Below are 24,838 nucleotides of genomic sequence, written 5' to 3'. Positions count from 1 at the left end.
TAGCATTGCCCGGCAGTGAAAAAAGCCCCGTTAAAGGGGAAAATACGTCTCAGGCAGATTTTAAACGGGATCGTTCAGGTCAGGGTTTGCTGCCGCTTTCCTCTGCGTTATCATGCGCGCCGTTGTGGCCCGGCCCGCAAATGTAATATTTACCGTCGGGCTGCGGGAAAGCGCGGGAAAAGCGACTAAGATTGAAAGAGATGGGGCACAGCGCTCGCCATTGAGGAGTAATACCCATGATTCGCGAACAAATAGAAGAAAAGCTGCGCCTGGCTTTTGAGCCGGCTCATCTGGAAGTGCATGACGAAAGTTATCGCCACAACGTTCCTGCCGGGTCTGAGAGCCATTTCAAAGTGGTTATTGTCAGTGATTGCTTTGCTGGTCAACGTTTCCTGGCGCGACATCGTGCCATCTACGGTGAACTCGCGGCCGAATTAGCTGGCAGCGTGCATGCTTTAGCCCTTCATACCTATACCCTGAAAGAGTGGGAAGGACTGCAGGATACAGTGCTGGCTTCGCCAAACTGTCGCGGTGCCGGAACGCTCGCCTGACGCTCTCCTCTGAAACGGCCTGCGGGCCGTTTTTTTCTGTTATTTCGCCAGAAACGCGATCTCCGGCTCAAAAAAGCAGCAAAGCTGCTGAAAAGTGGTGAGTTAGCATCCTCGACTCATTCCAGCGATGCCGCTATAATGCTGCGTCTATTTTTCCGGAATGTCTTCGGGACGCTTCTGGTAACAGGGATCAGGTTCTCTTCACGGAAGCCGTCCCGGTTGTTGGATACGGCGCATTTCACTATGTGTGGTGTCTGAAGTTGACCGAGCACGTGATTTTTTGAGGTAACAAGATGCAAGTTTCTGTAGAGACCACTCAGGGCCTGGGCCGTCGCATTACGATTACTGTCGCTGCTGACAGCATCGAAAGCGCAGTAAAAAAAGAACTGGTTGACGTTGCCAGGAAAGTCCGCATCGATGGTTTCCGTAAAGGCAAAGTGCCGATGAACATCGTGGCGCAGCGTTACGGCGCTTCTGTCCGTCAGGACGTGCTGGGCGATCTGATGACGCGTAACTTCGTTGACGCCATCATCAAAGAGAAGATCAATCCGGCTGGCGCACCAAACTATGTGCCGGGCGAATACAAAGAAGGTCAGGATTTCACCTACGCGGTTGAGTTCGAAGTCTATCCGGAAGTTGAGCTGAAAGGCCTGGAAAACATCGAAGTCGAAAAACCACTGGTTGAAGTGACCGATGCTGATGTGGACACCATGCTGGACACTCTGCGCAAGCAGCAGGCTAACTGGATCGAAAGCGATGCAGCAGCGGGTCCGGAAGATCGTGCCACTATCGATTTCAACGGTTCAGTAGACGGTGAAGAATTCGAAGGCGGCAAAGCCTCTGATTTCGTCCTGGCGATGGGCCAGGGCCGCATGATCCCAGGCTTCGAAGAAGGCGTTGTGGGCCACAAAGCGGGCGAGACTTTCACTATCGACGTGAAATTCCCGGACGACTACCACGCAGAAAACCTGAAAGGGAAAGATGCGAAGTTCGAGATCGTGCTGAAGAAAGTTGAGACGCGCGAACTGCCAGAACTGACTGAAGAGTTCATCAAACGTTTCGGCGTTGAAGATGGTTCAGTTGCCGGTCTGCGTGCAGAAGTGCGTAAGAACATGGATCGTGAGCTGAAAGGCGCAATCCGTAACCGCGTGAAAACTCAGGCGATTGATGGCCTGGTTGCCGCTAACGAAATCGACGTGCCAGCTGCCCTGATCGACAGCGAAATCGACGTTCTGCGTCGCCAGGCTGCACAGCGTTTCGGTGGCAACGAGCAGCAAGCGCTGGAACTGCCACGCGAACTGTTTGAAGAGCAGGCGAAACGCCGTGTAGTCGTGGGCCTGCTGCTGGGCGAAGTGATTCGTACCCACGAGCTGAAAGCTGATGAAGATCGCGTTAAGGCGCTGATCGAAGAGATGGCGTCTGCGTATGAAGATCCGCAGGAAGTCATCGAGTTCTACAGCAAGAATAACGAGCTGATGAACAACATGCGCAACGTCGCGCTGGAAGAGCAAGCGGTTGAAGCGGTACTGGCGAAAGCTAAAGTGACCGAGAAAGAGACCAACTTCCAGGATCTGATGAATCAGACCGCTCAGGCCTGATCACGCAGTTAACCGTCTGTGCTAAGCCCGTGACTGAAAAGTCGCGGGCTTTTTTGTGTTTCGCGTTTGAGCGCACACTCCTGACCGCTATTTGCCTAATTAATCGGCAAATTCTTCACGCATCGCTTTTTCCGGGTTAGCGATTGAGGAAAAGGTTGTTATGCTTGAAACAACTGGGCAGCATCCCCAGATACAGGGAGTATGCAAGAAAACAGTTATGCTGACTGATTAACCGTCCTGAGGTGTCGGAAAGAGGCGCAGCGTGGTTTTTCCCGCTCGTCTTACGTAGAATCGGTACAGAATGTTGCCAATGAAATTTATCCAGGAGACGGTAATGTCATACAGTGGCGATCGTGAATATACAGCACCGCACAATGCGCTGGTGCCAATGGTGGTCGAACAAACTTCGCGCGGTGAGCGTTCTTACGACATCTACTCCCGTCTGCTCAAAGAGCGCGTCATCTTTCTGACCGGCCAGGTTGAAGATCACATGGCGAATCTGATCGTGGCGCAGATGCTGTTTCTGGAAGCAGAGAACCCGGAAAAAGATATCTATCTCTACATCAACTCACCAGGCGGGGTGATTACCGCCGGGATGTCGATCTACGACACCATGAAATTTATCAAACCGGATGTCAGCACCATCTGTATGGGACAGGCCTGCTCAATGGGCGCCTTCCTGCTGACGGCGGGCACTAAAGGCAAGCGTTTCTGCCTGCCAAACTCACGCGTGATGATCCACCAGCCGCTGGGCGGCTATCAGGGTCAGGCATCAGATATTGAAATCCATGCGCGTGAAATCCTGAAAGTTAAGCAGCGTATGAATGAGCTGATGGCTGAACATACCGGTAAAACGCTGGAAGAAATTGAGCGTGATACCGAGCGTGACCGTTTCCTCTCGGCGAATGAAGCGGTAGAGTATGGATTAGTCGATTCAATTCTGACGCATCGAGAATAAGACCCGCTTTACCCTTGTCCTTACGCTATAGTTAACGGGATAAGGGTATAGTTTGGGTTGAATGAATTTCGGCCGTCTCCGCACGGCCAGCGCCGTACGCCGGTATGGCCTGAGAACAAGAAGAGGTTAACTGATGACAGATAAGCGCAAAGACGGTTCAGGAAAGTTGCTGTACTGCTCTTTTTGCGGCAAAAGCCAGCATGAAGTGCGAAAGCTGATTGCCGGGCCGTCAGTGTATATCTGCGATGAGTGTGTTGATCTGTGTAACGACATCATTCGCGAAGAGATTAAAGAAGTTGCCCCGCATCGCGAACGTAGCGCGCTGCCTACACCGCATGAAATTCGCCATCACCTCGATGATTATGTAATCGGCCAGGAAAAGGCGAAGAAAGTGCTGGCTGTAGCGGTGTATAACCACTACAAACGCCTGCGCAATGGTGATACCAGCAATGGCATCGAACTGGGCAAAAGTAACATTCTGCTGATTGGCCCAACCGGTAGCGGTAAAACGCTGCTGGCAGAAACCCTGGCTCGCCTGCTGGATGTCCCGTTCACCATGGCGGACGCCACCACGCTGACCGAAGCGGGTTACGTGGGTGAAGATGTCGAGAACATCATTCAGAAGCTGCTGCAGAAGTGTGATTACGACGTTCAGAAAGCACAGCGCGGCATCGTCTACATCGATGAGATCGACAAGATTTCACGTAAGTCTGACAACCCGTCCATCACCCGTGACGTGTCGGGCGAAGGCGTGCAGCAGGCGTTGCTGAAACTGATTGAAGGCACCGTGGCTGCCGTTCCGCCGCAGGGTGGACGTAAGCATCCGCAGCAGGAATTTTTGCAGGTTGATACCTCGAAAATTCTGTTTATCTGCGGCGGCGCCTTTGCCGGACTGGATAAAGTGATTGCCCAGCGTGTGGAAACCGGATCGGGTATCGGTTTCGGTGCCACCGTAAAAGGCAAATCGCAGAAAGCCAGCGAAGGCGAACTGCTTTCACAGTGCGAACCGGAAGATTTGATCAAGTTTGGTCTGATCCCGGAATTCATTGGTCGTCTGCCGGTGGTTGCCACCCTCAGCGAACTGAGTGAAGAAGCGCTGATTCAGATTCTGCGTGAACCGAAAAACGCCCTGACAAAACAGTACCAGGCGCTGTTTAACCTGGAAGGCGTTGAGCTGGAGTTCCGTGACGAGGCGTTAACCGCTATCGCGAAAAAAGCGATGTCACGTAAAACCGGTGCGCGTGGTTTGCGTTCAATCGTCGAAGGGGCGTTGCTGGAAACCATGTACGACCTGCCGTCGATGGAAGATGTCGAAAAAGTGGTGATTGATGAATCAGTTATTGATGGTCAGTCTGAGCCGATGCTGATTTACGGTAAGCACGAAGCGCAGGCTTCTGGCGAATAAATAAACAGATCATCCAGGTTGTCATCTTAAAAAAGGGGAAAATGTTTCCCCTTTTGCTTTTCTCACCTCTGTGACGTTGAATGTCGGACGATCATCCCCATATACTCAGATACCTGTGGGTTTAACTGCATACCTGCCTGATGCGGTTCCCATCACCTGGCGGACATTAAACTAAGAGAGAGCTCTATGAATCCTGAGCGTTCTGAACGCATTGAAATCCCCGTGTTGCCGCTGCGCGACGTGGTGGTTTATCCGCACATGGTAATTCCGTTGTTTGTTGGCCGGGAAAAATCAATTCGGTGCCTCGAAGCCGCAATGGATCATGATAAGAAGATCATGCTGGTCGCACAGAAAGAGGCTTCAACGGATGAACCTGGCATTAACGATCTCTTCTCAGTAGGGACCGTTGCGTCTGTATTGCAAATGCTGAAACTGCCGGATGGCACGGTTAAAGTGCTGGTCGAAGGTTTGCAGCGCGCCCACATTACGACGCTGGCCGATAACGGCGATCATTTTGTGGCACAAGCTGAATATCTGGTTTCACCAGAGATTGAAGAGCGCGAGCAGGAAGTGCTGGTGCGCACCGCAATCAATCAGTTTGAAGGCTACATCAAACTCAATAAAAAGATCCCGCCTGAGGTATTAACCTCGCTGAACAACATTGACGATGCGGCGCGCCTTGCCGACACCGTCGCTGCACATATGCCGCTGAAACTGGCTGATAAACAGTCTGTGCTGGAGATGTCCGACGTTAACGAACGTCTGGAATATCTGATGGCGATGATGGAATCGGAAATCGATCTGCTGCAGGTTGAGAAGCGTATTCGCAACCGCGTTAAAAAGCAGATGGAAAAGAGCCAGCGTGAGTACTATCTGAATGAGCAGATGAAGGCGATTCAGAAAGAGCTGGGCGAGATGGACGATGCGCCTGACGAGTACGAAGCGTTAAAACGCAAAATCGACGCGGCAAAAATGCCGGAAGAGGCGCGTGAAAAAGCGGAAGCTGAACTGCAGAAGCTGAAAATGATGTCACCGATGTCAGCCGAAGCGACAGTGGTACGCGGCTACATTGACTGGATGGTGCAGGTTCCGTGGAATGCGCGCAGTAAAGTCAAAAAAGACCTGCGTAAAGCCCAGGAGACGCTGGATACCGATCATTACGGCCTTGAGCGCGTGAAGGATCGTATCCTTGAGTATCTTGCGGTCCAGAGTCGCGTCAGCAAAATCAAAGGCCCGATCCTCTGCCTGGTCGGACCGCCAGGGGTAGGTAAAACCTCGCTGGGTCAGTCAATCGCTAAAGCGACCGGACGTAAGTATGTGCGTATGGCGCTGGGCGGCGTGCGTGACGAAGCTGAAATCCGCGGTCACCGCCGCACCTATATCGGTTCGATGCCGGGCAAACTGATCCAGAAAATGGCGAAAGTTGGGGTCAAAAACCCGCTGTTCCTGCTGGATGAGATCGACAAGATGTCGTCTGATATGCGTGGCGATCCGGCTTCGGCCCTGCTGGAAGTGCTTGATCCTGAACAGAACATTGCGTTCAACGACCACTATCTGGAAGTTGATTATGACCTGTCGGATGTGATGTTCGTGGCGACCTCGAACTCAATGAACATTCCGGCACCGCTGCTTGACCGTATGGAAGTGATTCGTCTGTCGGGTTACACCGAAGATGAAAAACTTAACATCGCCAAACAGCATCTGCTGCCGAAGCAGATTGAGCGTAACGCACTGAAAGCCCATGAGATCACGGTTGAAGACAGTGCAATCGTCGGCATCATCCGCTACTACACCCGTGAAGCCGGTGTGCGTAGCCTTGAGCGTGAGCTGTCGAAACTGTGCCGTAAAGCCGTGAAGTCGCTGCTGATGGACAAAACGCAAAAGCACATCACCATCAACGGTGAAAACCTGAAGGATTTCCTTGGGGTGCAGCGCTTTGACTACGGTCGTGCTGACAGTGAAAACCGCGTGGGTCAGGTTACCGGTCTGGCGTGGACTGAAGTGGGCGGCGATCTGCTGACCATCGAAACCGCCTGCGTGCCGGGTAAAGGCAAGCTGACCTATACCGGTTCCCTGGGTGAGGTGATGCAGGAGTCAATTCAGGCCGCCTTAACCGTGGTCCGCGCCCGCGCAGAGAAACTGGGCATCAATGGCGACTTCTACGAAAAACGTGATATCCACGTTCACGTTCCGGAAGGCGCGACGCCAAAAGATGGTCCAAGTGCCGGTATTGCCATGTGTACCGCACTGGTGTCCTGTCTGACCGGGAATCCGGTTCGCGCCGACGTGGCGATGACCGGTGAAATCACCCTGCGTGGTCAGGTACTGCCGATTGGCGGATTGAAAGAGAAGCTGCTGGCAGCCCACCGTGGTGGGATTAAAACGGTCCTGATCCCGGATGACAACAAACGCGATCTGGAAGAAATTCCACAGAACGTGATTGCCGATCTCGACATCCATCCGGTGAAACGCATTGAAGAAGTGCTGAATCTGGCACTGGAAAATGCGCCTTACGGTATGCAGGTCGCGACAGCAAAATAGTGATTAACGGCATAAACCGTTAAAAAGCGAAGCTGGCAGGGCAAATGGTGCTTGCCAGCTTTTTTTTGTGCCGCTAATTTAGGTGGCTGCCGAAGCGGTGTTCTCGGAGAAATTACGTTGTTTCGGCTCCACAGGCTTGATATAACTTGCTGCGCGTTCGGATCCGGCGGGAAGCGCGGGGACGATGTGAAATAATAAAAGAGGGGATGAATAGAGTGAATAAGTCACAGTTGATCGACAAAATTGCTGCGGATGCTGATATTTCTAAAGCAGCAGCGGGACGTGTTTTAGATGCATTTATGGGTTCTGTTTCTGACGCGCTGAAAGGCGGCGATGAAGTGGCGCTGGTTGGTTTCGGTACTTTCTCTGTGCGCGAGCGTGCTGCACGTACTGGTCGTAACCCACAAACCGGTAAAGAGATCACTATTCCGGCCGGTAAAGTACCGGGTTTTCGTGCTGGTAAAGCATTGAAAGACGCAGTCAATTAATAACAACGAAAACGTTCATTGACGTATTTTCTTCAGTGGATCAGAGGACGGTTAACGCGTTCTCATGTAACATACGGGCACATCAATCAGATGTGCCTTTTTTGTTTTAACCGGCGATAATCAGGCCGTAACAGGGACCTGAGCCGGACTGAGGCTGACAGCGAAGTCTGCAGCTGCGTAATGCGTCAGGAAACGGCGTATTGCGCCCGAGCTTTACATTCACACTACAGCGGAGTGTTGTCATACCATGATGGACAATTTACGCGCGGCGTCGAACCATGTCGTGCTCAAGATTATTTTGGGGTTGATTATCCTCTCCTTTGTGCTGACGGGCGTTGGCAACTATCTGATTGGCGGCAACAATGACTATGCAGCCAAAGTTAACGGTCAGGAAATCAGCCGGGCGCAGCTGGAGCAGGCGTTCAACAGTGAGCGCAGCCGTCAGCAGCAGATGCTGGGCGATCAGTTCTCTCAGCTGGCCAGTAATGACGGTTACATGCAGCAGATCCGCCAGCAGGCGCTGTCGCAGTTAGTCGATCAGGCCCTGCTCGCCAGCTATATCAAAGATCTGCATCTCAGCATCAGTGACGATCAGGTCAAGCAGGCGATTTTTAATCAGCAGGCTTTCCAGACCAACGGCAAATTTGATAACGCTAAGTATCTGGGCATGATCGGCAGCATGGGCTTCAGTGCTGACCAGTATGCTGAAGCGCTGCGTAAGCAACTTTCTAATCAGCAGCTGATTAACGCGGTCGCGAACACGGACTTTATGCTCAAGGGCGAAACCAGCAAACTGGTGGAGCTGGTTTCACAGCAGCGCGCTATTCGTCAGGCGACGCTGGATGTCAACGCGCTGGCGGCAAAGCAGACCGTGACTGATGATGAAATCAATCAGTATTATCAGCAGCATAAAGCGAATTTCATGGCGCCGGAACAGTTCCGTGTCAGCTATATTCTGATGGATGCGGCCAGCATGCAGCAGGCTGCCAGCGAGGCCGACATTCAGGCCTGGTACGACCAGCATAAAGCAGACTATACCCAGCCGCAGCGTAATCGCTACAGCGTGATTCAGACCAAAACCGAAGCGGACGCCACGGCGTTGCTGGCCCAGCTGAAAGACGGTGCCAGCTTTGCTGATCTGGCAAAAACCAAATCCATCGACCCGATTTCCGCACGTAAAGGCGGTGATATGGGCTGGCTGGAACCTGCGACCACGCCAGATGAGCTGAAAAATGCGGGTCTGACTGAAAAAGGCCAGATGTCCGGGGTGATTAAATCCTCTGTAGGTTTCCTGATTGTGCGCCTCGACGATATTCAGCCAGAGCAGGTTAAGCCGCTGGATGAAGTGCGTGATGCCATCGCCGCGAAAGTGAAGCAGGAGAAGGGCGTGGATGCCTTCTATAAACTGCAGCAGAAAGTCAGCGAAGCGGCCAGCAACGATAATGAATCGCTGGCGGGTGCCGAGCAGGCTTCCGGTCTGAAAGCCAAAGAAACCGGCTGGTTCAGTCAGGATGCGCTGCCGAAAGAGCTCGACTTCGACGCGGTGAAACAGGCGATCTTTAACGGAGGTCTGGTTGGTCAGAACGGTGCGCCTGGCAATAACTCTGACATCATCAGCGTTGACGGCGACCGGGCCTTTGTACTGCGCATCAGCGAGCACAAGCCGGAAGCGGTCAAGCCGCTGGATCAGGTTAAAACCCAGATTGCGGACACCCTGAAACACGATAAAGCCACACAGCAGGCAAAATCGCAGGCGGACAAGCTGCTGGCCGACCTGAAAGCCGGTAAACAGGATGCGTTAACCGCTGCGGGCCTGACTCTGAGCGCCAGCAAAACGGTTGATCGCAACGCGCAGGACCCGGTAGCACAGGCGGCCTTTAATCTGCCACAGCCGGCAGAGAATAAGCCATCCTGGGGCGTGAGCGAAGATATGCAGGGCAATGTGGTGCTGGTGGCGGTAGATAAAGTGACGACCGGCAGCATGCCGCAGGCGCAGATTGATGAAATGGTCAAAGGCGTGACGCAGAATAATGCCCAGCTGACCTTCGAAGCGCTGCTGCAGAATCTGCGTAAAGAGGCCAAAATTAAGTACGGCGCTGCCGCACAAATGCAGTAAGCCTCGCAAAAACTGCGTAACAACTGAAATAATCAAAGGCCGCATTCGCGGCCTTTTCCATATCTGAGATCGCTGTTTTGAAGCCTCTCTTCTTTGGTGACACTCTGTGATGGCTGTTAACCACAAGGAGAAATACAGCATGGCTAAATCTACTTTATTCGCCCTTTACCTTTCACTTGCGCTGGGCGGCGCGCTTTATCAGACCTCACTTTCTGCCGCACCCGCGCCCGCTTCGGACAGCCGCGCAGCCGCGAAAACTGACCTGTCCTCAACGCCATCTGCAGCCGTACCGCAGCAGGAGCAGGTCAGCATCAATGAGGCGACCGCAGAACAGCTCTCGGCGGCGATGAACGGGGTCGGGCTGAAGAAAGCTCAGGCGATTGTCAGCTATCGCGAACAGTACGGTCCGTTCAGCGCGATTCAGCAATTAAATGAGGTGCCGGGTATCGGTAACGCCCTGGTGGAGCGAAATGCGGCCCGACTGAAATTGTGAAGCGCCGCGCATCTCTGATGCTTTCTCTGCTGTAGGGAAACCACTCTGCTAAAGTGAACAGGTCCAACCAGTTAACTCGCAGCAGCAGGAGAGCATAAACATGCAGACCACAATTAAAGTGCGCGGCTACCATCTCGATGTCTATCAGCACGTTAACAACGCGCGCTATCTGGAATTTCTTGAGGAGGCGCGCTGGCAATGGCTGGAAGAGGTTGAGGCGTTTCACTGGTTGCTTGAGCAAAAACTGGCGTTTGTGGTGGTAAACATCAACATCAACTATCGTCGCCCGGCAGTGCTGGGCGACGTGCTGGCTATCGACAGCGAGATAACTCAACTGAACGGTAAAAGCGGCATTATTGCGCAGCGGGTGTTGCTGGCGGGAGGAGAAACGGTTGTCGCCGATGCCGCGCTGACCTTTGTCTGCATCGATCTGCGCAGTCAGAAAGCGGTGCCGCTGGAGGGCGAGTTACGTGAGCGGCTGACACGCCTGATTGCATCCTGACAGAGCAGAAGCGGCAACCGGGATTGATTGCCGCCCGAAGCCGGTTATTTCAGGCCGCTTTTGGCCTTGAGCGCCGCCATCACGCCGCTACGATCGTTAAGGTAGCCCTGCAGACCATTGGCGCGTAAGTGGCAGGCGGCACACTCACCGCAGCCGTCTCCCTTGATGCCGTTATAGCAGGTCAGGGTCTGCTCGCGTACCAGCGGCAACTGCTGCCAGTAATCAGCCAGCGCCCAGGTTTCCGCTTTGTTCAGCCACATCAGCGGTGTTTCAAATCGGACTTCGCGCGCCATCCCCAGGCTGACCGCATGATTCAGCGCTTTCACAAACTCGTCGCGGCAGTCGGGATAGCCGGAAAAATCCGTTTCGCACACGCCGGTGATCACCGCTTCCGCTTCGACCTGATAAGCATAAACCGATGCCAGCGTCAGAAACAGGATATTGCGGCCCGGCACGAAGGTGCTCGGCAAACCGCTGGCGTTGGGGTCCCAGGTCGGCACCGGAATATTATCCCGCGTCAGGCTGCTGACGGCGAGATCGTTCAGCATCGTGACATCCAGCACTTTATGGGCGCGAGCGCCTAACCGGATGGCCAGATCGCGTGCGACATCGATCTCTTCGCGATGGCGCTGACCGTAATCGAAAGTGACACAATGAACTTCATCATATTGCTGCAAAGCCTGAATAAGGCAGGTAGTGGAATCTTGTCCACCACTAAAAACTACAACGGCGCGTTTCATGCTGTTTTCCTGATCGTTAATTATCTGCTTATGGTAATGCCTCATTCCGCCGCTGAACAGCTGCGTGGCGGATCAATCGGTGGCGGGATCCAGGCGCGACTAAAATCGAACCAGCCCAGGGTGTTCAGTTCGATTCCTTCAACGCCGGGCGGGGCGTAAATCTGATAGCGATAGTTAAACAGCGGCAGCAGGATGCCCGTTGCCATCAGCTGTTGATAGAGCTGGTGCAGCGCCTGGCGGCGGGCCTCACTCTCTGCAACCTGCTGAATCGCCAGCAGACGGGTTTGAACTGCGATGCCCTGCGGCGTCGGCCAGAAGGGATGCCACAGCCGATCGATCTGTAACCAGTTCGCCAGGGTGAAAACCGGGGCATCGCCAATCAGTCGGTCACCCATGACGATATCGGCCTCATCCAGCTGCCGGATACCGTGCCAGCTCTTTACCGGATGAAACACCACGCTGAGCCGGCAACCGTGCTGTTGCAACAGCTGGCGCAGCGCCTCTGCCGTCTGGTGCAGTTCCACCGGCAGCTGATAATGCAGCGTCAGGCTGGCGGGCAGGCAGCGGCAGCGGATCGGCATCAATAGCTGGCACCGGCCAGCCTGGCAGCAACTCCTGGCTGGGGGTAATCAATCCCTCATCAAGCGGTAAGCGACCAATAATGCCGCTTTGCTGGATCAGCTGAAACAGCCGTCGCGCCTGATCCGGGGAGAAGCCCGCGCGGGGCCGACAGGCCAGATAGCAAAAACCCAGGCTGATACTGCTGCTCACCGGTTGCAGGGATTTCAGATCACCGGCATCGCCTATCGCAATCTGTACCGGATGACGACAGCTACTGCCCAGCATCGGATCAAACAGCTGTGGGGTGATCCAGTACTCCACCGCCTGCAGCAACGGCAGACGCAGATGCCAGCGGGCATGGCTTTCGATTCTCACCAGTTCAGGGGTGAAGTGCATGAGCTTCCACGGACCGCTGCCGATGCGGTTATCGTCGGGATGCGGTAGCAGGCACAGCAGATGAGCGAGTCGATGGGGCAGCCAGAAGTCGCTGCGTCTCAGGGTAAACCGCACGGCCAGCGGATGAGGCGCATCAACGCTGACCACATCAGCCAGCAGCGTGCTGACGCGCGGCTCCTGCAACAGCTGTCGGAACTGCGCGACCAGCTGAGCGGCCCGTATCGGCTCCTCGTTATGCCACACCAGCTGCGGTCGTAACCAGAATAACCAGCTACAGGCTGACGCATCCTGTTGCCAGTGATGGGCCAGATCCCCGACCGGCTCATCCTGTTCAAAGCGGGTCAGCCCCGAATAGAGCTGCCGCACCAGATGCTGCTCGGCGCGGCCCGTGATCTGCCGCGGCTCGGTACTCTCCAGCGGACGATAGTAGGGAATGCGCAGCACCGGTGAATCGTTCTGCCACTGTCCGCCCATCAGTGGCCGCAGCATGTTAATCAGCCGTTCCGGCGGCACATCCAGCAACTGCAACGCATCGGCGGTATCTCCGGCATCGAGCTGGCGTTGCAGTAACTGCTGACGCAGCTCTTCAGGCGAGCGCAGAAACCGGAGCTGGCCCTGTTTGCCACGCCCCGGCTCACCGTGCCACTGCAACCAGCCCGCATGTTGCCACTGAGAAAGCAGAGTACGCAGATGACGTTCACTACAGATGCAGTGCCGCGCCATGTCGGCGACGCAGGTTTGCTGAGCCGCGCCCTGGCTTTGCTGCCACAGGCGCTGAAACTGATTAAGACGGTTGAGCTGGCGCATCATAAACCCGGAACAGTTTTTTCAAAGTATTCACTATTAGTTCCGTAATTAACAGGCAATAGTAGTGCTCATTGTGACAGCAGAGGAATGATTATGGTGCGCTTAGCCGCCTTTGATATGGATGGCACGTTATTACTGCCTGACCATCAGTTGGGCCAGCAAACGCTGGCGAGCCTGCACGCGCTGCATCAGCGCGATATCCATCTGACGCTGGCTACCGGCCGTCATCTTCTGGAGATGCAGATCCTGCGGCAAAAGATGACCCTGCCAGCCTGGCTAATCACCGGTAATGGCACCCGGATACACGATCAACAGGGTAACCTGCTGTATGCGCACGACCTGCCGCCTCAGGTGGCGGAAGAGGTGATCCACAGCCACTGGGAAACCCACGCCAGCCTGCATGTCTTTAACGATAGCGGCTGGTTCACTGATCGTCCGCAGCCAGCGCTGCTGGCCGCCCATCAGATGAGCGGATTCCACTATCAGCTGCGTGATCTGAAAACAATGCCGGCTCATCAGGTCACCAAAATCTGTTTTGTTGATCATCACTCGTCGCTCTGCCAGCTGAAAACCCAGCTGGATGCCGCGCTGGGCGAGCAGGCCAATATCTGCTTCTCTGCGCTGGATTGCCTGGAGGTGTTGCCGAAAAACTGCAACAAAGGCAGCGCACTGGCGCGGTTATGCGATCATCTTTCACTGACGCTGGCGGAGTGCATGGCGTTCGGCGATGCGATGAACGATCGGGAGATGCTGGCGCAGGCGGGCCACGGTTTCATCATGGGAAATGCGATGGCGCAGTTAAAGGCGGCGTTACCGCATTTACCGGTATTGGGGCATTGCGAGACACAGGCGGTGTCTCACTATTTAAATCACTGGCTGGCCACACCCTGCCTCGCGTATTCCCCCGAATGCTGAGGATTGCCTTGTACCGGACAGGATGTCCGGTTTTTTATTCCAGCTCGCGCTGCCACGGCGTGATATCGCCAATGTGCTTCGCCACCCATTCCGGCTGGTAATAGCTATCCGGATAGCGCTCGCCGCTGTCACACAGCAGCGTCACCAGTGCGCCTTGCTGATTGGCGGCCCGTAAGCGTTTCGCGACCTGCATCATGCCCCAGAAGTTGGTGCCGGTAGAGGCACCGGGTTTACGTCCCAGAATCTTTTCCAGTTTCAGCATGGCGGCCAGCGTCGCCCCATCGGGCACTTTCATCATTTCATCAATCACGTCTGGCATAAATGAAGGTTCTACCCGTGGACGACCAATGCCTTCAATCAGGCTGCCACGTGTGCTGGTCAGGCTGGCATCGCGCTGATGCCAGTAATCAAAAAACACCGAGTGCTGCGGATCGACCACCAGCAGTTGGGTAGCGAAGCCCTGATAGCGAATATAACGTCCCAGCGTGGCGGAGGTGCCGCCGGTGCCGGCGCTCATGATCAGCGTATGCGGAACCGGGTAAGGCTCGTGCTGCATCTGGCGAAAAATGCTTTCGGCAATGTTGTTATTACCGCGCCAGTCGGTTGCCCGCTCAGCATAGGTAAACTGATCCATAAAGTGGCCGTTCAGCTCGCGCGCCAGCCGTTCCGACTCCACGTAGAGCTGGCAGGGATCTTCAACGAAATGGCACTGCCCACCATAAAAGGTGATCTGCTCAATTTTACGTTTCGCCGTGCTGGCGGGCATCACCGCGATAAACGGCAGGCCCAGCAGCCGTGCGAAGTACGCCTCAGAAACCGCAGTGCTGCCTGACGAGGCTTCAATTATTGGCGTATCCTGTTTAATCCAGCCATTCGCCAGGCCATACAGAAACAGTGAGCGCGCCAGCCGGTGCTTGAGGCTGCCACTCGGATGGGTACTCTCATCTTTCAGGTAAAACCAGATGCCGGGAAAGTCCGCCAGATCGAAACGGATCAAATGGGTCTCAGCCGATCGTTGAAAATCGGCGTTAATTTCGTTGATAGCGTGGCGAATCCAGCAGGTGTGCATTCTGAGCGTCCGGCAGTGAGAGTTGCGGCTATTTTAAGGCACGGGCAGGAAAAAGAGATTGCAATATTGACGCTAAAATAGCGCTAATGGAGAAAATCATTCTCTCGGAGTGGCGAATGTTAGATAAAACTGACCTGAAACTGCTGGCGTTACTGCAGCACGATTGCACCCTGTCGCTGCAGGCTTTAGCCGAGGCGGTCAACCTCACCACCACACCCTGTTGGAAGCGCCTGAAAAAGCTCGAAGATGATGGCATTATTCGCGCGCGGGTGGCGTTACTGGATGGTGAAAAAATCGGATTGTCACTGACGGCGTTTATGTTTGTGAAAACCCAGCAGCACAGCAGCGACTGGTATCAGGCGTTTGTCTCGGTGGTCAACAGCATGCCGGAAGTGATGGCCTTTTACCGGATGGCCGGTGAGTATGACTATCTGCTGCGTATTCAGGTCTCTGATATGAAAAGTTATGATGCTTTTTACAAGCGGTTAGTCAATGGCGTCCCAGGCCTGATTGATGTGACCTCCAGCTTTGCCATGGAAGAGATTAAATACACCACGGCTTTACCCGTCGCCTCATAAAGGCATGAGATTGAGAACAGCGTTGTGCGATTATTCAGTCAACTAAGTTGGTATTTTCTGCGTGAGTGGCGGCGCTATCTGGGCGCGGTCACCTTACTGATCATTATTGCCATTCTGCAACTCCTGCCGCCGCATGTGGTCGGGGTCATTGTGGATGGCGTGACGCAAAACAGCATGAGCCTGCGTCAAATCATGCTGTGGATCGGCGTGATGCTGGCGACCGCGGTGGTGGTGTATCTGCTGCGCTACGTCTGGCGCGTGCTGCTGTTTGGTGCCTCTTACCAGCTGGCGGTTGAGCTGCGCGAAGATTTCTATCGCCAGCTCAGCCGCCAGCAACCGGCCTTCTATCTGCGCCACCGTACCGGCGACCTGATTGCGCGTGCCACCAATGATGTCGATCGGGTGGTGTTTGCCGCCGGGGAAGGGGTACTGACGCTGGTCGATTCGCTGGTGATGGGCTGCGTCGTGCTGCTGGTGATGAGCACCCAGATCAGCTGGCAGCTGACGCTGCTTTCGCTGGTGCCGATGCCGATCATGGCGATCGTGATTCATCGCTACGGCAATCAGTTGCATCACCGCTTTAAGGTGGCGCAGGCCGCGTTTTCCAGCCTCAACGACCAGACACAGGAGAGCCTGACCAGTATTCGGATGATCAAATCCTTTGGTCTGGAACAGCATCAGTCGCAGCAGTTCTCTGAGATCGCCCGCGATACCGGCGAAAAAAACCTGCGGGTGGCGCGGGTCGATGCCCGTTTCGATCCCACCATCTATATCGCCATCGGCTTCTCAAATCTGCTGGCGATCGGCGGTGGCAGCTGGATGGTCTGGCACGATCAGATGACGCTGGGTCAGCTTACCAGTTTTGTGATGTACCTCGGTTTGATGATCTGGCCGATGCTGGCGCTGGCGTGGATGTTCAACATCGTCGAGCGCGGCAGCGCCGCCTGGAGCCGCATCCGCGCGCTGCTGGCGGAAGCACCGGCAGTGGAAGATGGGGATAAAATCCTGCCGCCGGAAGCCGGTCCCCTGCAGGTGGCGATCCGGGCGTTTCACTATCCGGCCAGTGCCGAGCCGGTGCTGAGTAATGTCAGCTTTGAACTGAAGCCCGGCGAGATGCTGGGGCTATGCGGCCCGACCGGCAGCGGCAAGAGCACGCTGCTCAGCCTGATCCAGCGCCATTTTGACATTCAGCAGGGCGATATCCGCTATCACCAGATTCCGCTGCCGCAGTTGCGGCTGGATAGCTGGCGCAGCCGGCTGGCGGTGGTAAGTCAGACGCCGTTTCTCTTTTCCGACAGCGTCGCCAGCAACATCGCGCTGGGGAAACCGGGCGCAACTCAGCAGGAGATTGAGCAGGCTGCCACGCTGGCCTGCGTCCACGACGATATTCTGCGGCTGCCGCAGGGCTATGAAACCGAAGTCGGGGAACGTGGCGTCATGCTGTCGGGCGGGCAGAAGCAGCGCATTTCTATAGCGCGCGCGCTGCTGCTGAACGCCGAGATCCTGGTGCTGGATGATGCGCTGTCGGCGGTGGATGGCCGTACCGAGCATGAAATTCTGCATAACCTGCGTCAGTGGGGACGGGGCCGGACGTTGATCATCAGTGCGCACCGCTTATCGGCGCTGACGGAAGCCAGTGAAATTCTGGTGCTCCAGCACGGCACTATCGCCCAGCGTGGCGATCATGATGCGCTGGCAGATCGTCCCGGCTGGTATCGCGACATGTACCGTTATCAGCAGCTGGAAGCCGCGCTGGATGACGATGAGAATGAGAAAGGAGTGCCGCATGGCTAAGTCTGCACGCTTGTGGCCGACCCTGAAACGTTTACTCAGTTACGGCAAGCCGTGGCGGAAATCCCTGTCGCTGGCGGTGGGGATGTTATGGATTGCCGCCGCTGCCGAGGTGACCGGACCGGTGCTGGTCAGCTACTTTATCGACAATCTGGTGGCGAAACATCAGATGCCCTGGGGGCTGGTCGCCGGGCTGACGGTAAGCTTTATCTTGCTGCAACTGCTGGCTGCAGCGCTGCATTACTGGCAGGCACTGCTGTTTAATCGCGCCGCCATCGGCGTGGTGCAGCAGTTGCGCTGCGACGTGATGAATGCTGCGCTGTGTCAGCCGCTCAGCGCCTTTGATACCCAGCCGGTCGGACAGATTATTTCACGCGTGACCAATGACACCGAGGTGATCCGCGATCTCTATGTCACGGTGGTGGCGACGGTACTGCGCAGCGCGGCGCTGGTGGGTGCCATGATGGTGGCGATGTTCAGCCTTGACTGGCGCATGGCGCTGGTGGCGATGATGATCTTTCCGCTGGTGCTGGTGGTCATGCTGATATATCAGCGTTACAGCACGCCGATTGCCCGTCGGGTCCGCAGCTATCTGGCTGACATCAATAATGGCTTTAACGAAGTGATCAGCGGCATGAGCGTCATCCAGCAGTTTCGTCAGCAGGCGCGCTTTGGCGAGCGGATGGGGGAGGCGAGTCGTTCTCACTATCTGGCGCGGATGGAAACGCTGCGGCTGGATGGTTTTCTGCTGCGCCCGCTGTTAAGCCTGTTTTCGGCGATGGTGCTGTGCGGATTGCTGATGCTGTTCAGTTTCTCCGTTCCTGGCGTGTTTGAAGTCGGGGTGCTGTACGCCTTTATTACCTATCTGGGCCGGCTGAATGAGCCTCTGATTGAGCTCACCACGCAGCAGTCGATGCTGCAGCAGGCGGTGGTCTCCGGTGAGCGTATCTTCGAACTGATGGATGCAGCGCAGCAGCACTATGGACCCGATTCTCAGCCGCTGGCGTCAGGTCGCCTGACTCTGAAGAATCTGAGTTTTGCCTACCGTGAAGATCGTGACGTGCTCAGCGATATCAATCTTGAGGTGCCGTCACGCAGCTTTGTGGCGCTGGTCGGACATACCGGCAGCGGCAAAAGCACGCTGGCGAACCTGCTGATGGGCTACTACCCGATTACCCGCGGCGAGATTCGCATTGATGACCGTCCGATTGGTGAACTCAGTCATGCGGTGCTGCGGCGGGGTATCGCGATGGTTCAGCAGGACCCGGTGGTGCTGGCGGATACGTTGCTGGCCAACGTCCGGCTCGGCCGTGATATCAGCGAAGAGGTGGTCTGGACGGTACTGGAGCAGGTACAGCTGGCTCCTCTGGCGCGCGCATTGCCTGACGGCATCCATACCCGGCTGGGTGAGCAGGGCAATAATCTGTCGGTAGGGCAGAAGCAGCTGCTGGCGCTGGCGCGGGTGCTGGTCGACCTGCCGCAGGTGATGATCCTTGATGAAGCGACCGCCAATATCGACTCGGGTACCGAGCAGGCGATTCAGCAGACGCTGCGAACTCTGCGCCAGCACAGCACGCTGGTGGTGATTGCGCACCGGCTTTCAACCATTACCGAAGCCGATAACATTCTGGTGCTGCATCGTGGACGGGTGGTCGAACAGGGTAATCACGCGCAATTACTGGCGCTGCAGGGGCGTTACTGGCAGATGTACCAATTGCAGCAGGTAGGCGATGATCTGGCGACGGGCATCCCCTTAACAACTGAAGCGTAAGTTGCACCTTTTTTGCGCGGTTTTATCAGAATAATCTGGTTAAATGCACTCCTTTGACGCCTGGCGCACCAAAGGAGTGCATTGGCTGTGCTGACGCGCGGCTATTCCTTCCTCTCCTCACCGATCCCGGCTAAAACACGCCTTGCCCCGTCTCGCCTCAGAGATTGATTCCGCTGTTTTTTTATTTGTGGCACAGGCTTTGCTTAACTCTCTGCGTGTCTGTGAGACTCACTCATTTAATCGCTGGAGGGGATCCAATGAAGCTGGTTACCGTCGTAATTAAGCCATTCAAGCTGGAGGATGTGCGTGAAGCCTTATCCTCTATCGGCATTCAGGGGCTGACCGTCTCCGAAGTAAAAGGATTTGGTCGCCAGAAAGGCCATGCGGAGCTTTACCGTGGCGCAGAGTACAGCGTGAACTTCCTGCCTAAGGTCAAAATCGATATCGCGATTGCCGACGACCAGTTAGACGAAGTGGTGGATGTCATCAGTAAAGCGGCTTACACCGGCAAAATTGGCGACGGTAAAATTTTCGTGGCTGAACTGCAGCGCGTCATCCGTATTCGTACCGGCGAGACCGACGAAGCCGCTCTGTAATTAAGACTCAGTACTGTGATGGGATGGATAAAAATGAATAAAGTTTTCGCTAAGTTGGGCCTCACCAGCCTGGCACTGTTACCATCGCTCGCGATGGCTGCACCTGCCGTTGCGGACAAGGCTGATAACGCATTTATGATGATTTGCACCGCGCTGGTGCTGTTTATGTCGATTCCAGGGATTGCGCTGTTTTACGGCGGTTTGATTCGCGGCAAGAACGTCCTGTCGATGCTGACTCAGGTGGCGGTGACCTTCTCGCTGGTGTGCGTATTATGGATGGTTTATGGCTATTCACTGGCCTTCAGCGAAGGTAACGCCTTCTTTGGTGGCTTTGGCTGGGCGATGCTGAAAAATATTCAGCTGACCGCGGTGATGGGAAGCTTCTACCAGTATATCCACGTTGCCTTCCAGGCATCATTTGCCTGTATTACCGTCGGCCTGATTGTCGGTGCTATCGCTGAACGTATCCGTTTCTCTGCGGTGCTGATTTTTGTCGGCGTCTGGCTGACCCTGGCCTACCTGCCTATCGCACACATGGTGTGGGCGGGCGGCTTCCTGGCGCAGGATGGCGCACTGGACTTTGCTGGCGGCACCGTGGTGCATATCAATGCCGCCGTGGCGGGACTGGTCGGCGCTTACCTGGTGGGTAAACGTGCTGGCTTCGGCAAAGAAGCGTTTAAACCGCATAACCTGCCAATGGTCTTCACCGGTACGGCCATCCTCTATGTCGGCTGGTTTGGTTTTAACGCCGGTTCTGCCTCGGCGGCTAACGAAATTGCAGCACTGGCCTTCCTGAACACCGTGGTCGCCACGGCGGGCGCGGTACTGTCATGGACCTTTGGTGAGTGGGCCGTACGCGGTAAACCTTCACTGCTGGGTGCCTGTTCCGGCTTCATCGCGGGCCTGGTCGCCATCACCCCAGCCTGTGGTTACGTGGGTGTCGGCGGGGCGTTAATCATTGGCCTGGTCGGTGGACTGGCCGGTCTGTGGGGCGTCACCACCCTGAAAAAATGGCTGCGGGTCGACGATCCTTGCGATGTGTTTGGCGTGCATGGCGTCTGCGGCATCGTGGGCTGTATCCTGACTGGCGTCTTTGCTTCTTCTTCGCTGGGCGGTGTCGGCTATGCAGAAGGCGTGACCATGGGCCATCAGGTATGGGTGCAGCTGTTCAGCGTCGGCCTGACCATCGTCTGGTCTGGCGTCGTCGCCTTCATTGGCTTCAAGCTGGCGGATATGATTGTGGGACTGCGCGTGCCGGAAGAGCATGAGCGTGAAGGTCTGGACGTCAACAGCCACGGCGAAAATGCCTATAACCAGTAACCTTCACTATTAAATAGCCAATCAGGGGCGAGCAATCGCCCCTTTTTTTATTCGCTGCGCTGGCGCATCACCCCTTCCTGCACCGTCGAGGCTACCAGCACGCCTTGCTGATTATAAAACTCGCCTCGCACAAAACCGCGCGCCCCCGAGGCCGAGGTGCTGACTACGCTATAGAGCAGCCATTCACTGAAGTCGAACGGACGGTGAAACCACATCGAGTGATCGATGGTCGCCACCTGCATATCGGCTTCCAGAAAGCCCTTGCCGTGCGGCTGCAGCGCGACCGGCAGAAAATTGAGGTCAGAGGCATAGCCCAGCAGATATTGATGGATACGCAGATCGTCCGGTAACACGCCGTTGGCACGGATCCAGACCTGACGTTCAGGTTTATCAACGTGGCCCTTGAGCGGATTGTGCAACTGCACCGGGCGAATCTCCAGTGGCCGTTCGGCGATAAATTTCTCTCGCAGTTTTTCCGGCAGCATATGCGCCATTTTCTGCGCCATCACCTGCTCGGAGAGCAGATTCTCAGGACCGGCCACCTCGGGCATCGCATTCTGATGTTCAAAACCACTTTCCGGTGCCTGGAATGAGGCGGTCATATAAAAAATCGGCTGGCCATTCTGTATCGCACTGACGCGCCGGGCGCTGAAGCTCTTGCCGTCACGCAGGGTTTCAACATCATAAATAATCGCTTTCTGGCTATCGCCGGGCCGCAGGAAATAGCTGTGAAAGGAGTGGATGATGCGATCTTCCGCGACCGTCTGCTTGGCTGCATACAGCGCCTGTCCGACTACCTGACCGCCAAACACCTGACGCAGTCCCAGATCTTCACTCTGACCGCGATACAAACCCTCTTCCAGCTTTTCCAGATTTAATAAATTCAGCAAATTTTGCAGTGCCTGGCTCATGGCGCATTCCTCAATATAGTGACCCGCTCAGTGTGAAAGATCCGACCAGTTCACGTCAATCAGACTTTCCTCTTTGCCGTCGCCAGGCAAACTCCCGATTTTGTGCCAGAATTAAGCACATACGGCGAGTGAAGCGCTGTACGCAGGATTCGCTGCCGAAAATCATTTTGATCAAAAGGAGACGACATCAATGAAACTCTGGCATGTGTTCAGTGGGGTAGTTATGGCGGTGGCTGTTGCAGGATGCGCCGACAAAGGTAAACCGGTACCAACTCCAACGTTGGGCTCGGCCGTGGCGGGACAGCAGGCGGCGATTGCGCAGCCTAACGTCAGCGGTTCGGTCTATATCCGACAGCGTATTGCGCTGCCGCCGGATGCGGTGCTCACCGTGACGCTCTCTGACGCCTCTGTGGCCGATGCGCCATCGAAAGTGTTGTCACAGCGCGTGGTACGCACCGAAGGTAAACAGGCACCGTTCCAGTTCGTGCTGCCGTTTAACCCAGCCGACATTCAGCCGAACGCGCGTATTCTGCTGAGCGCCGCTATCTCGATTGATGGCAAACTGGCCTTTATTACCGAAGGCGTGAAGCCAGTGATTAACCAGGGTGGCACCAAAGCTGAGCTGCTGCTGGTGCCGGTTCCGTCAATGGCGATGCCAACCCAGCCGGGTGCCGCGACCACCGTGCCGTCGACATCACCGACTCAGGTGACGCCGTCCGCTTCTGTGCCAGCCCCGACCAGCATGTAACTTACTGTGGGGCGACTCTGTCGCCCCTTTTCGGGCTTAAAAGCGCCAGCGGTAGGCCTCAAGGTCGATGCGGCCATCATCACTCACCACTACACCTTCCGCCTCCAGCGCATCGCGCTGACGAAACAGTCCGTCCCCCTGAAGCGAGATCGCCCCATGCCGGTTAACCACCCGATGCCAGGGCAGGGTGCTGCCCTGCGGCAGGCGACTCAGTACACCGCCGACCTGACGGGCGGCGCGTGGAGAGCCCGCCAGCAGCGCGACATCGCCGTAGGTCGCTACCTGGCCCGCAGGAATCGCGGCAACAATTTGCCAGATGCGTTGCTGAAAACTGTCAGGCTGATCCATCTGCTTATCCCGTCTGGAAAAAGGGCGTCAACTTTACCACGTCAAACCCCAGTGATACGCGGCAAACTGTGGGTTGTTCAAGAAACCAACGGTCGTCCCGACTGCGCTTGCAATTGCCAGGGCCTTCCCCGATAATGCCTGCGCTCTCGAAATGAGGGCTTGTCAATGGGGGCCCTGTTGGTTCTCCCGCAATGCTAGCTTGTGAACTCGGTCAGGTCCGGAAGGAAGCAGCCGCAGCAGGTGACGCGTGTGCCGGGATGTAGCTGGCAGGGCCCCCACCATTTTTATCTCCCGCATAACCTATCCCTTATCAGATTCCAGACAGGCGAAACTCGCCTGAGGCCGATCCATTGCCGGCAGGCGAGAGTATTAAATGCTTAGGATGAGGCAATCGAACGAAAGGGTTGTGCAAATTAACGCACAAATTTCCACACCGAACCTGGTACTTTATCGTAAAGCTTGTTCATCGTCAGTTCAGCCAGGCGATGATCGGCCGCTGAGTAAAATACCGCTAACTCATCTTCAGGTAATTCATACTTGTTTTTTTCAATGACCCTTTCAAGGGTATCGATTGAGCGACAACGACGCAGTCGCATCAAATAATCCGTTTTAGTCAGGTTTTTGTTCATAAATAAACCGTTCTCACGTCAGTACTTATAATGAATGGCTCGGTTGCTGGAGAAAAGCGCACTCTTCAGTGAACAGGTTAAATAAGCGTTTAGCTGAACGTTGCCACCGTTGCAGATCCTGAGTATTGACACCATAGTTGCTGAACAACATAAAGGTATCATCAAGATATTCATCGATTTGCGAAATCAGCGCTTCATCTTCAACGTGCTTAATTTTGTAATTCATGGTGAAAGAGGCGATATGCTCGATCAAATCGTTGAGCTGTAAATTGCTTTCAGAAGTGGGATCATTAACCCAGCCGTGATGGCTATCCGTTAATGTTGCCATGCTCTCGTCAAACAGACTCTCACACAGGTATTTAAGCTGGGCAATATCATGCCGTTTCGGTGAGTATTCGTCCATCTTTTTCCCCTCCATAGCTAGCACAGTTGCCGCGCGGCGGCGATATAGGGTAAAGCGGCCAGGAAGCGATTTATCAGGCAGTTATTAAACGGGATTCGTCAAATATAGTGTAAAACCATTAGTTCTGCTCACCTCCATTACTAAATATTACAATTCGTCGGCGGGCGAAGGCCGCTGGTTGCCGATCACATCAAACACAAGCGCACCGGGCTCAATATGAAAGGAAACCCGTTCTGACTGGCTAACGGTTTCATTTAGATCCAGGCAGGGACTAAATAAATTCCAGGCAAAATCGTAAAGTAACTTAAAACTATTGGGCCCCTGCTTTTCCACAGAAATAATTTTCAGGCTGCCTGGAACTAATCGGGCATCTTGTGAATACCAGTGTAAATCGCCTACCAGCCCATCCGATATTTTGAGAATATTCCGCTGAACAATCGCTGCTATTTTTGCGCAGTCCGATTCGTCCTGTGCAATATCGCATTCAATTCGTGACAGCATAACCGATCCGTTAATAACAGTTGATAAACCTATCATTGGTTTTCTGCAACCGCTTTGCAAGCCAGCCGCGAATGAAATTGTCGATTTCGGGCATTTTCCCCA

23 protein-coding genes, 1 other RNA gene and 1 pseudogene are annotated in these 24,838 nt (G+C 55.0%); 17 read left to right on the top strand and 8 right to left on the bottom strand.

What is annotated here, in order from left to right:
* Positions 1–236: 236 nt before the first annotated feature.
* From bolA to LZU96_RS15575, 9 genes are all read left to right on the top strand, one after another.
* Entirely contained in the window at positions 237–551 is a 315-nt protein-coding gene (gene bolA, locus LZU96_RS15615) for a transcriptional regulator BolA (protein ID WP_094120189.1), read from the top strand.
* A gap of 293 nt (positions 552–844) precedes the next feature.
* Positions 845–2,149 (top strand): trigger factor, encoded by a 1,305-nt coding sequence (gene tig, locus LZU96_RS15610; RefSeq protein WP_233985114.1) that lies wholly within the window; start codon positions 845–847, stop codon positions 2,147–2,149.
* A gap of 334 nt (positions 2,150–2,483) precedes the next feature.
* Positions 2,484–3,107 (top strand): ATP-dependent Clp endopeptidase proteolytic subunit ClpP, encoded by a 624-nt coding sequence (gene clpP / locus LZU96_RS15605; RefSeq protein ID WP_094120191.1) that lies wholly within the window; start codon positions 2,484–2,486, stop codon positions 3,105–3,107.
* A 133-nt stretch (positions 3,108–3,240) separates the two neighbouring features.
* Positions 3,241–4,512 (top strand): ATP-dependent protease ATP-binding subunit ClpX, encoded by a 1,272-nt coding sequence (clpX, locus tag LZU96_RS15600; protein ID WP_233985113.1) that lies wholly within the window; start codon positions 3,241–3,243, stop codon positions 4,510–4,512.
* 186 nt (positions 4,513–4,698) lie between these two features.
* On the top strand, positions 4,699–7,053 hold the full coding sequence (gene lon, locus LZU96_RS15595) for an endopeptidase La (RefSeq protein ID WP_094120192.1): 2,355 nt from the start codon (positions 4,699–4,701) through the stop codon (positions 7,051–7,053).
* Positions 7,054–7,268: 215 nt separating this feature from the next.
* Positions 7,269–7,541, top strand: coding sequence for a nucleoid-associated protein HU-beta (gene hupB / locus LZU96_RS15590; protein ID WP_014606441.1), 273 nt, complete (start codon positions 7,269–7,271; stop codon positions 7,539–7,541).
* 247 nt (positions 7,542–7,788) lie between these two features.
* Positions 7,789–9,657 carry a peptidylprolyl isomerase gene (gene ppiD / locus LZU96_RS15585; protein ID WP_233985112.1) on the top strand — a complete coding sequence of 623 codons (1,869 nt, stop codon included), beginning with the start codon at positions 7,789–7,791 and terminating at the stop codon, positions 9,655–9,657.
* Between the two features lie 139 nt (positions 9,658–9,796).
* A complete protein-coding gene (locus tag LZU96_RS15580; RefSeq protein WP_233985111.1) occupies positions 9,797–10,150 on the top strand; it encodes a helix-hairpin-helix domain-containing protein in 354 nt (117 codons plus the stop codon).
* 100 nt (positions 10,151–10,250) lie between these two features.
* Positions 10,251–10,652 carry an acyl-CoA thioesterase gene (locus LZU96_RS15575; protein WP_233985110.1) on the top strand — a complete coding sequence of 134 codons (402 nt, stop codon included), beginning with the start codon at positions 10,251–10,253 and terminating at the stop codon, positions 10,650–10,652.
* A 44-nt stretch (positions 10,653–10,696) separates the two neighbouring features.
* Here the strand turns inward: LZU96_RS15575 and queC are convergent, their stop codons facing one another.
* Positions 10,697–11,392, bottom strand: a complete 696-nt coding sequence (gene queC, locus LZU96_RS15570) for a 7-cyano-7-deazaguanine synthase QueC (RefSeq protein WP_233985109.1) — start codon at positions 11,390–11,392, stop codon at positions 10,697–10,699.
* Between the two features lie 41 nt (positions 11,393–11,433).
* A pseudogene (locus LZU96_RS15565) lies at positions 11,434–13,156 on the bottom strand (SgrR family transcriptional regulator).
* Between the two features lie 93 nt (positions 13,157–13,249).
* Between LZU96_RS15565 and cof the strand changes: the two are divergent.
* On the top strand, positions 13,250–14,071 hold the full coding sequence (gene cof / locus LZU96_RS15560) for an HMP-PP phosphatase (protein ID WP_233985108.1): 822 nt from the start codon (positions 13,250–13,252) through the stop codon (positions 14,069–14,071).
* Positions 14,072–14,105: 34 nt separating this feature from the next.
* On the opposite strand, the gene LZU96_RS15555 is transcribed toward cof, so the two are convergent.
* Positions 14,106–15,140 carry a PLP-dependent cysteine synthase family protein gene (locus LZU96_RS15555; protein WP_233985107.1) on the bottom strand — a complete coding sequence of 345 codons (1,035 nt, stop codon included), beginning with the start codon at positions 15,138–15,140 and terminating at the stop codon, positions 14,106–14,108.
* 116 nt (positions 15,141–15,256) lie between these two features.
* Here LZU96_RS15555 and LZU96_RS15550 point away from each other — a divergent pair, with 116 nt between their 5' ends.
* The 5 genes from LZU96_RS15550 to amtB all read left to right on the top strand — a co-directional run bounded on the left by LZU96_RS15550 (position 15,257) and on the right by amtB (position 21,196).
* Positions 15,257–15,718 carry an Lrp/AsnC family transcriptional regulator gene (locus LZU96_RS15550; RefSeq protein WP_233985106.1) on the top strand — a complete coding sequence of 154 codons (462 nt, stop codon included), beginning with the start codon at positions 15,257–15,259 and terminating at the stop codon, positions 15,716–15,718.
* A 24-nt stretch (positions 15,719–15,742) separates the two neighbouring features.
* Positions 15,743–17,512, top strand: a complete 1,770-nt coding sequence (locus LZU96_RS15545) for a SmdA family multidrug ABC transporter permease/ATP-binding protein (protein ID WP_233985105.1) — start codon at positions 15,743–15,745, stop codon at positions 17,510–17,512.
* Positions 17,505–19,280 carry a SmdB family multidrug efflux ABC transporter permease/ATP-binding protein gene (locus LZU96_RS15540; RefSeq protein ID WP_233985104.1) on the top strand — a complete coding sequence of 592 codons (1,776 nt, stop codon included), beginning with the start codon at positions 17,505–17,507 and terminating at the stop codon, positions 19,278–19,280. Before LZU96_RS15545 ends, LZU96_RS15540 begins: the two co-directional genes overlap by 8 nt.
* A gap of 257 nt (positions 19,281–19,537) precedes the next feature.
* Positions 19,538–19,876, top strand: coding sequence for a P-II family nitrogen regulator (glnK, locus tag LZU96_RS15535; RefSeq protein ID WP_003850469.1), 339 nt, complete (start codon positions 19,538–19,540; stop codon positions 19,874–19,876).
* Between the two features lie 33 nt (positions 19,877–19,909).
* Positions 19,910–21,196: an ammonium transporter AmtB gene (amtB, locus tag LZU96_RS15530; protein WP_069727946.1), complete on the top strand. Its 1,287-nt coding sequence runs from the start codon at positions 19,910–19,912 to the stop codon at positions 21,194–21,196.
* A 47-nt stretch (positions 21,197–21,243) separates the two neighbouring features.
* Here the strand turns inward: amtB and tesB are convergent, their stop codons facing one another.
* Entirely contained in the window at positions 21,244–22,107 is an 864-nt protein-coding gene (gene tesB, locus LZU96_RS15525) for an acyl-CoA thioesterase II (RefSeq protein WP_233985103.1), read from the bottom strand.
* Between the two features lie 190 nt (positions 22,108–22,297).
* Here tesB and LZU96_RS15520 point away from each other — a divergent pair, with 190 nt between their 5' ends.
* Positions 22,298–22,855 carry a YbaY family lipoprotein gene (locus LZU96_RS15520; RefSeq protein WP_233985102.1) on the top strand — a complete coding sequence of 186 codons (558 nt, stop codon included), beginning with the start codon at positions 22,298–22,300 and terminating at the stop codon, positions 22,853–22,855.
* Positions 22,856–22,891: 36 nt separating this feature from the next.
* Here LZU96_RS15520 and LZU96_RS15515 read toward each other — a convergent pair whose 3' ends face one another.
* Positions 22,892–23,203, bottom strand: a complete 312-nt coding sequence (locus tag LZU96_RS15515) for an MGMT family protein (protein WP_233985101.1) — start codon at positions 23,201–23,203, stop codon at positions 22,892–22,894.
* Between the two features lie 175 nt (positions 23,204–23,378).
* Between LZU96_RS15515 and ffs the strand changes: the two genes are divergently transcribed.
* Positions 23,379–23,475: signal recognition particle sRNA small type (gene ffs, locus LZU96_RS15510), an RNA gene on the top strand.
* 141 nt (positions 23,476–23,616) lie between these two features.
* Here the strand turns inward: ffs and LZU96_RS15505 are convergent.
* The 3 genes from LZU96_RS15505 to LZU96_RS15495 all read right to left on the bottom strand — a co-directional run bounded on the left by LZU96_RS15505 (position 23,617) and on the right by LZU96_RS15495 (position 24,736).
* Complete coding sequence (locus tag LZU96_RS15505) at positions 23,617–23,832, bottom strand: HHA domain-containing protein (RefSeq protein WP_031374659.1); 216 nt, start codon at positions 23,830–23,832, stop codon at positions 23,617–23,619.
* 25 nt (positions 23,833–23,857) lie between these two features.
* A complete protein-coding gene (gene tomB, locus LZU96_RS15500; protein WP_031374658.1) occupies positions 23,858–24,235 on the bottom strand; it encodes an Hha toxicity modulator TomB in 378 nt (125 codons plus the stop codon).
* 147 nt (positions 24,236–24,382) lie between these two features.
* Complete coding sequence (locus LZU96_RS15495; RefSeq protein ID WP_233988214.1) at positions 24,383–24,736, bottom strand: hypothetical protein; 354 nt, start codon at positions 24,734–24,736, stop codon at positions 24,383–24,385.
* Positions 24,737–24,838: the final 102 nt, after the last annotated feature.

This window comes from Pantoea agglomerans (assembly GCF_021397715.1).
Classification (GTDB): domain Bacteria; phylum Pseudomonadota; class Gammaproteobacteria; order Enterobacterales; family Enterobacteriaceae; genus Pantoea; species Pantoea astica.
Note: the sequence above shows the minus strand (reverse complement) of the source record. Positions and strands in the feature narration are given on the sequence as shown.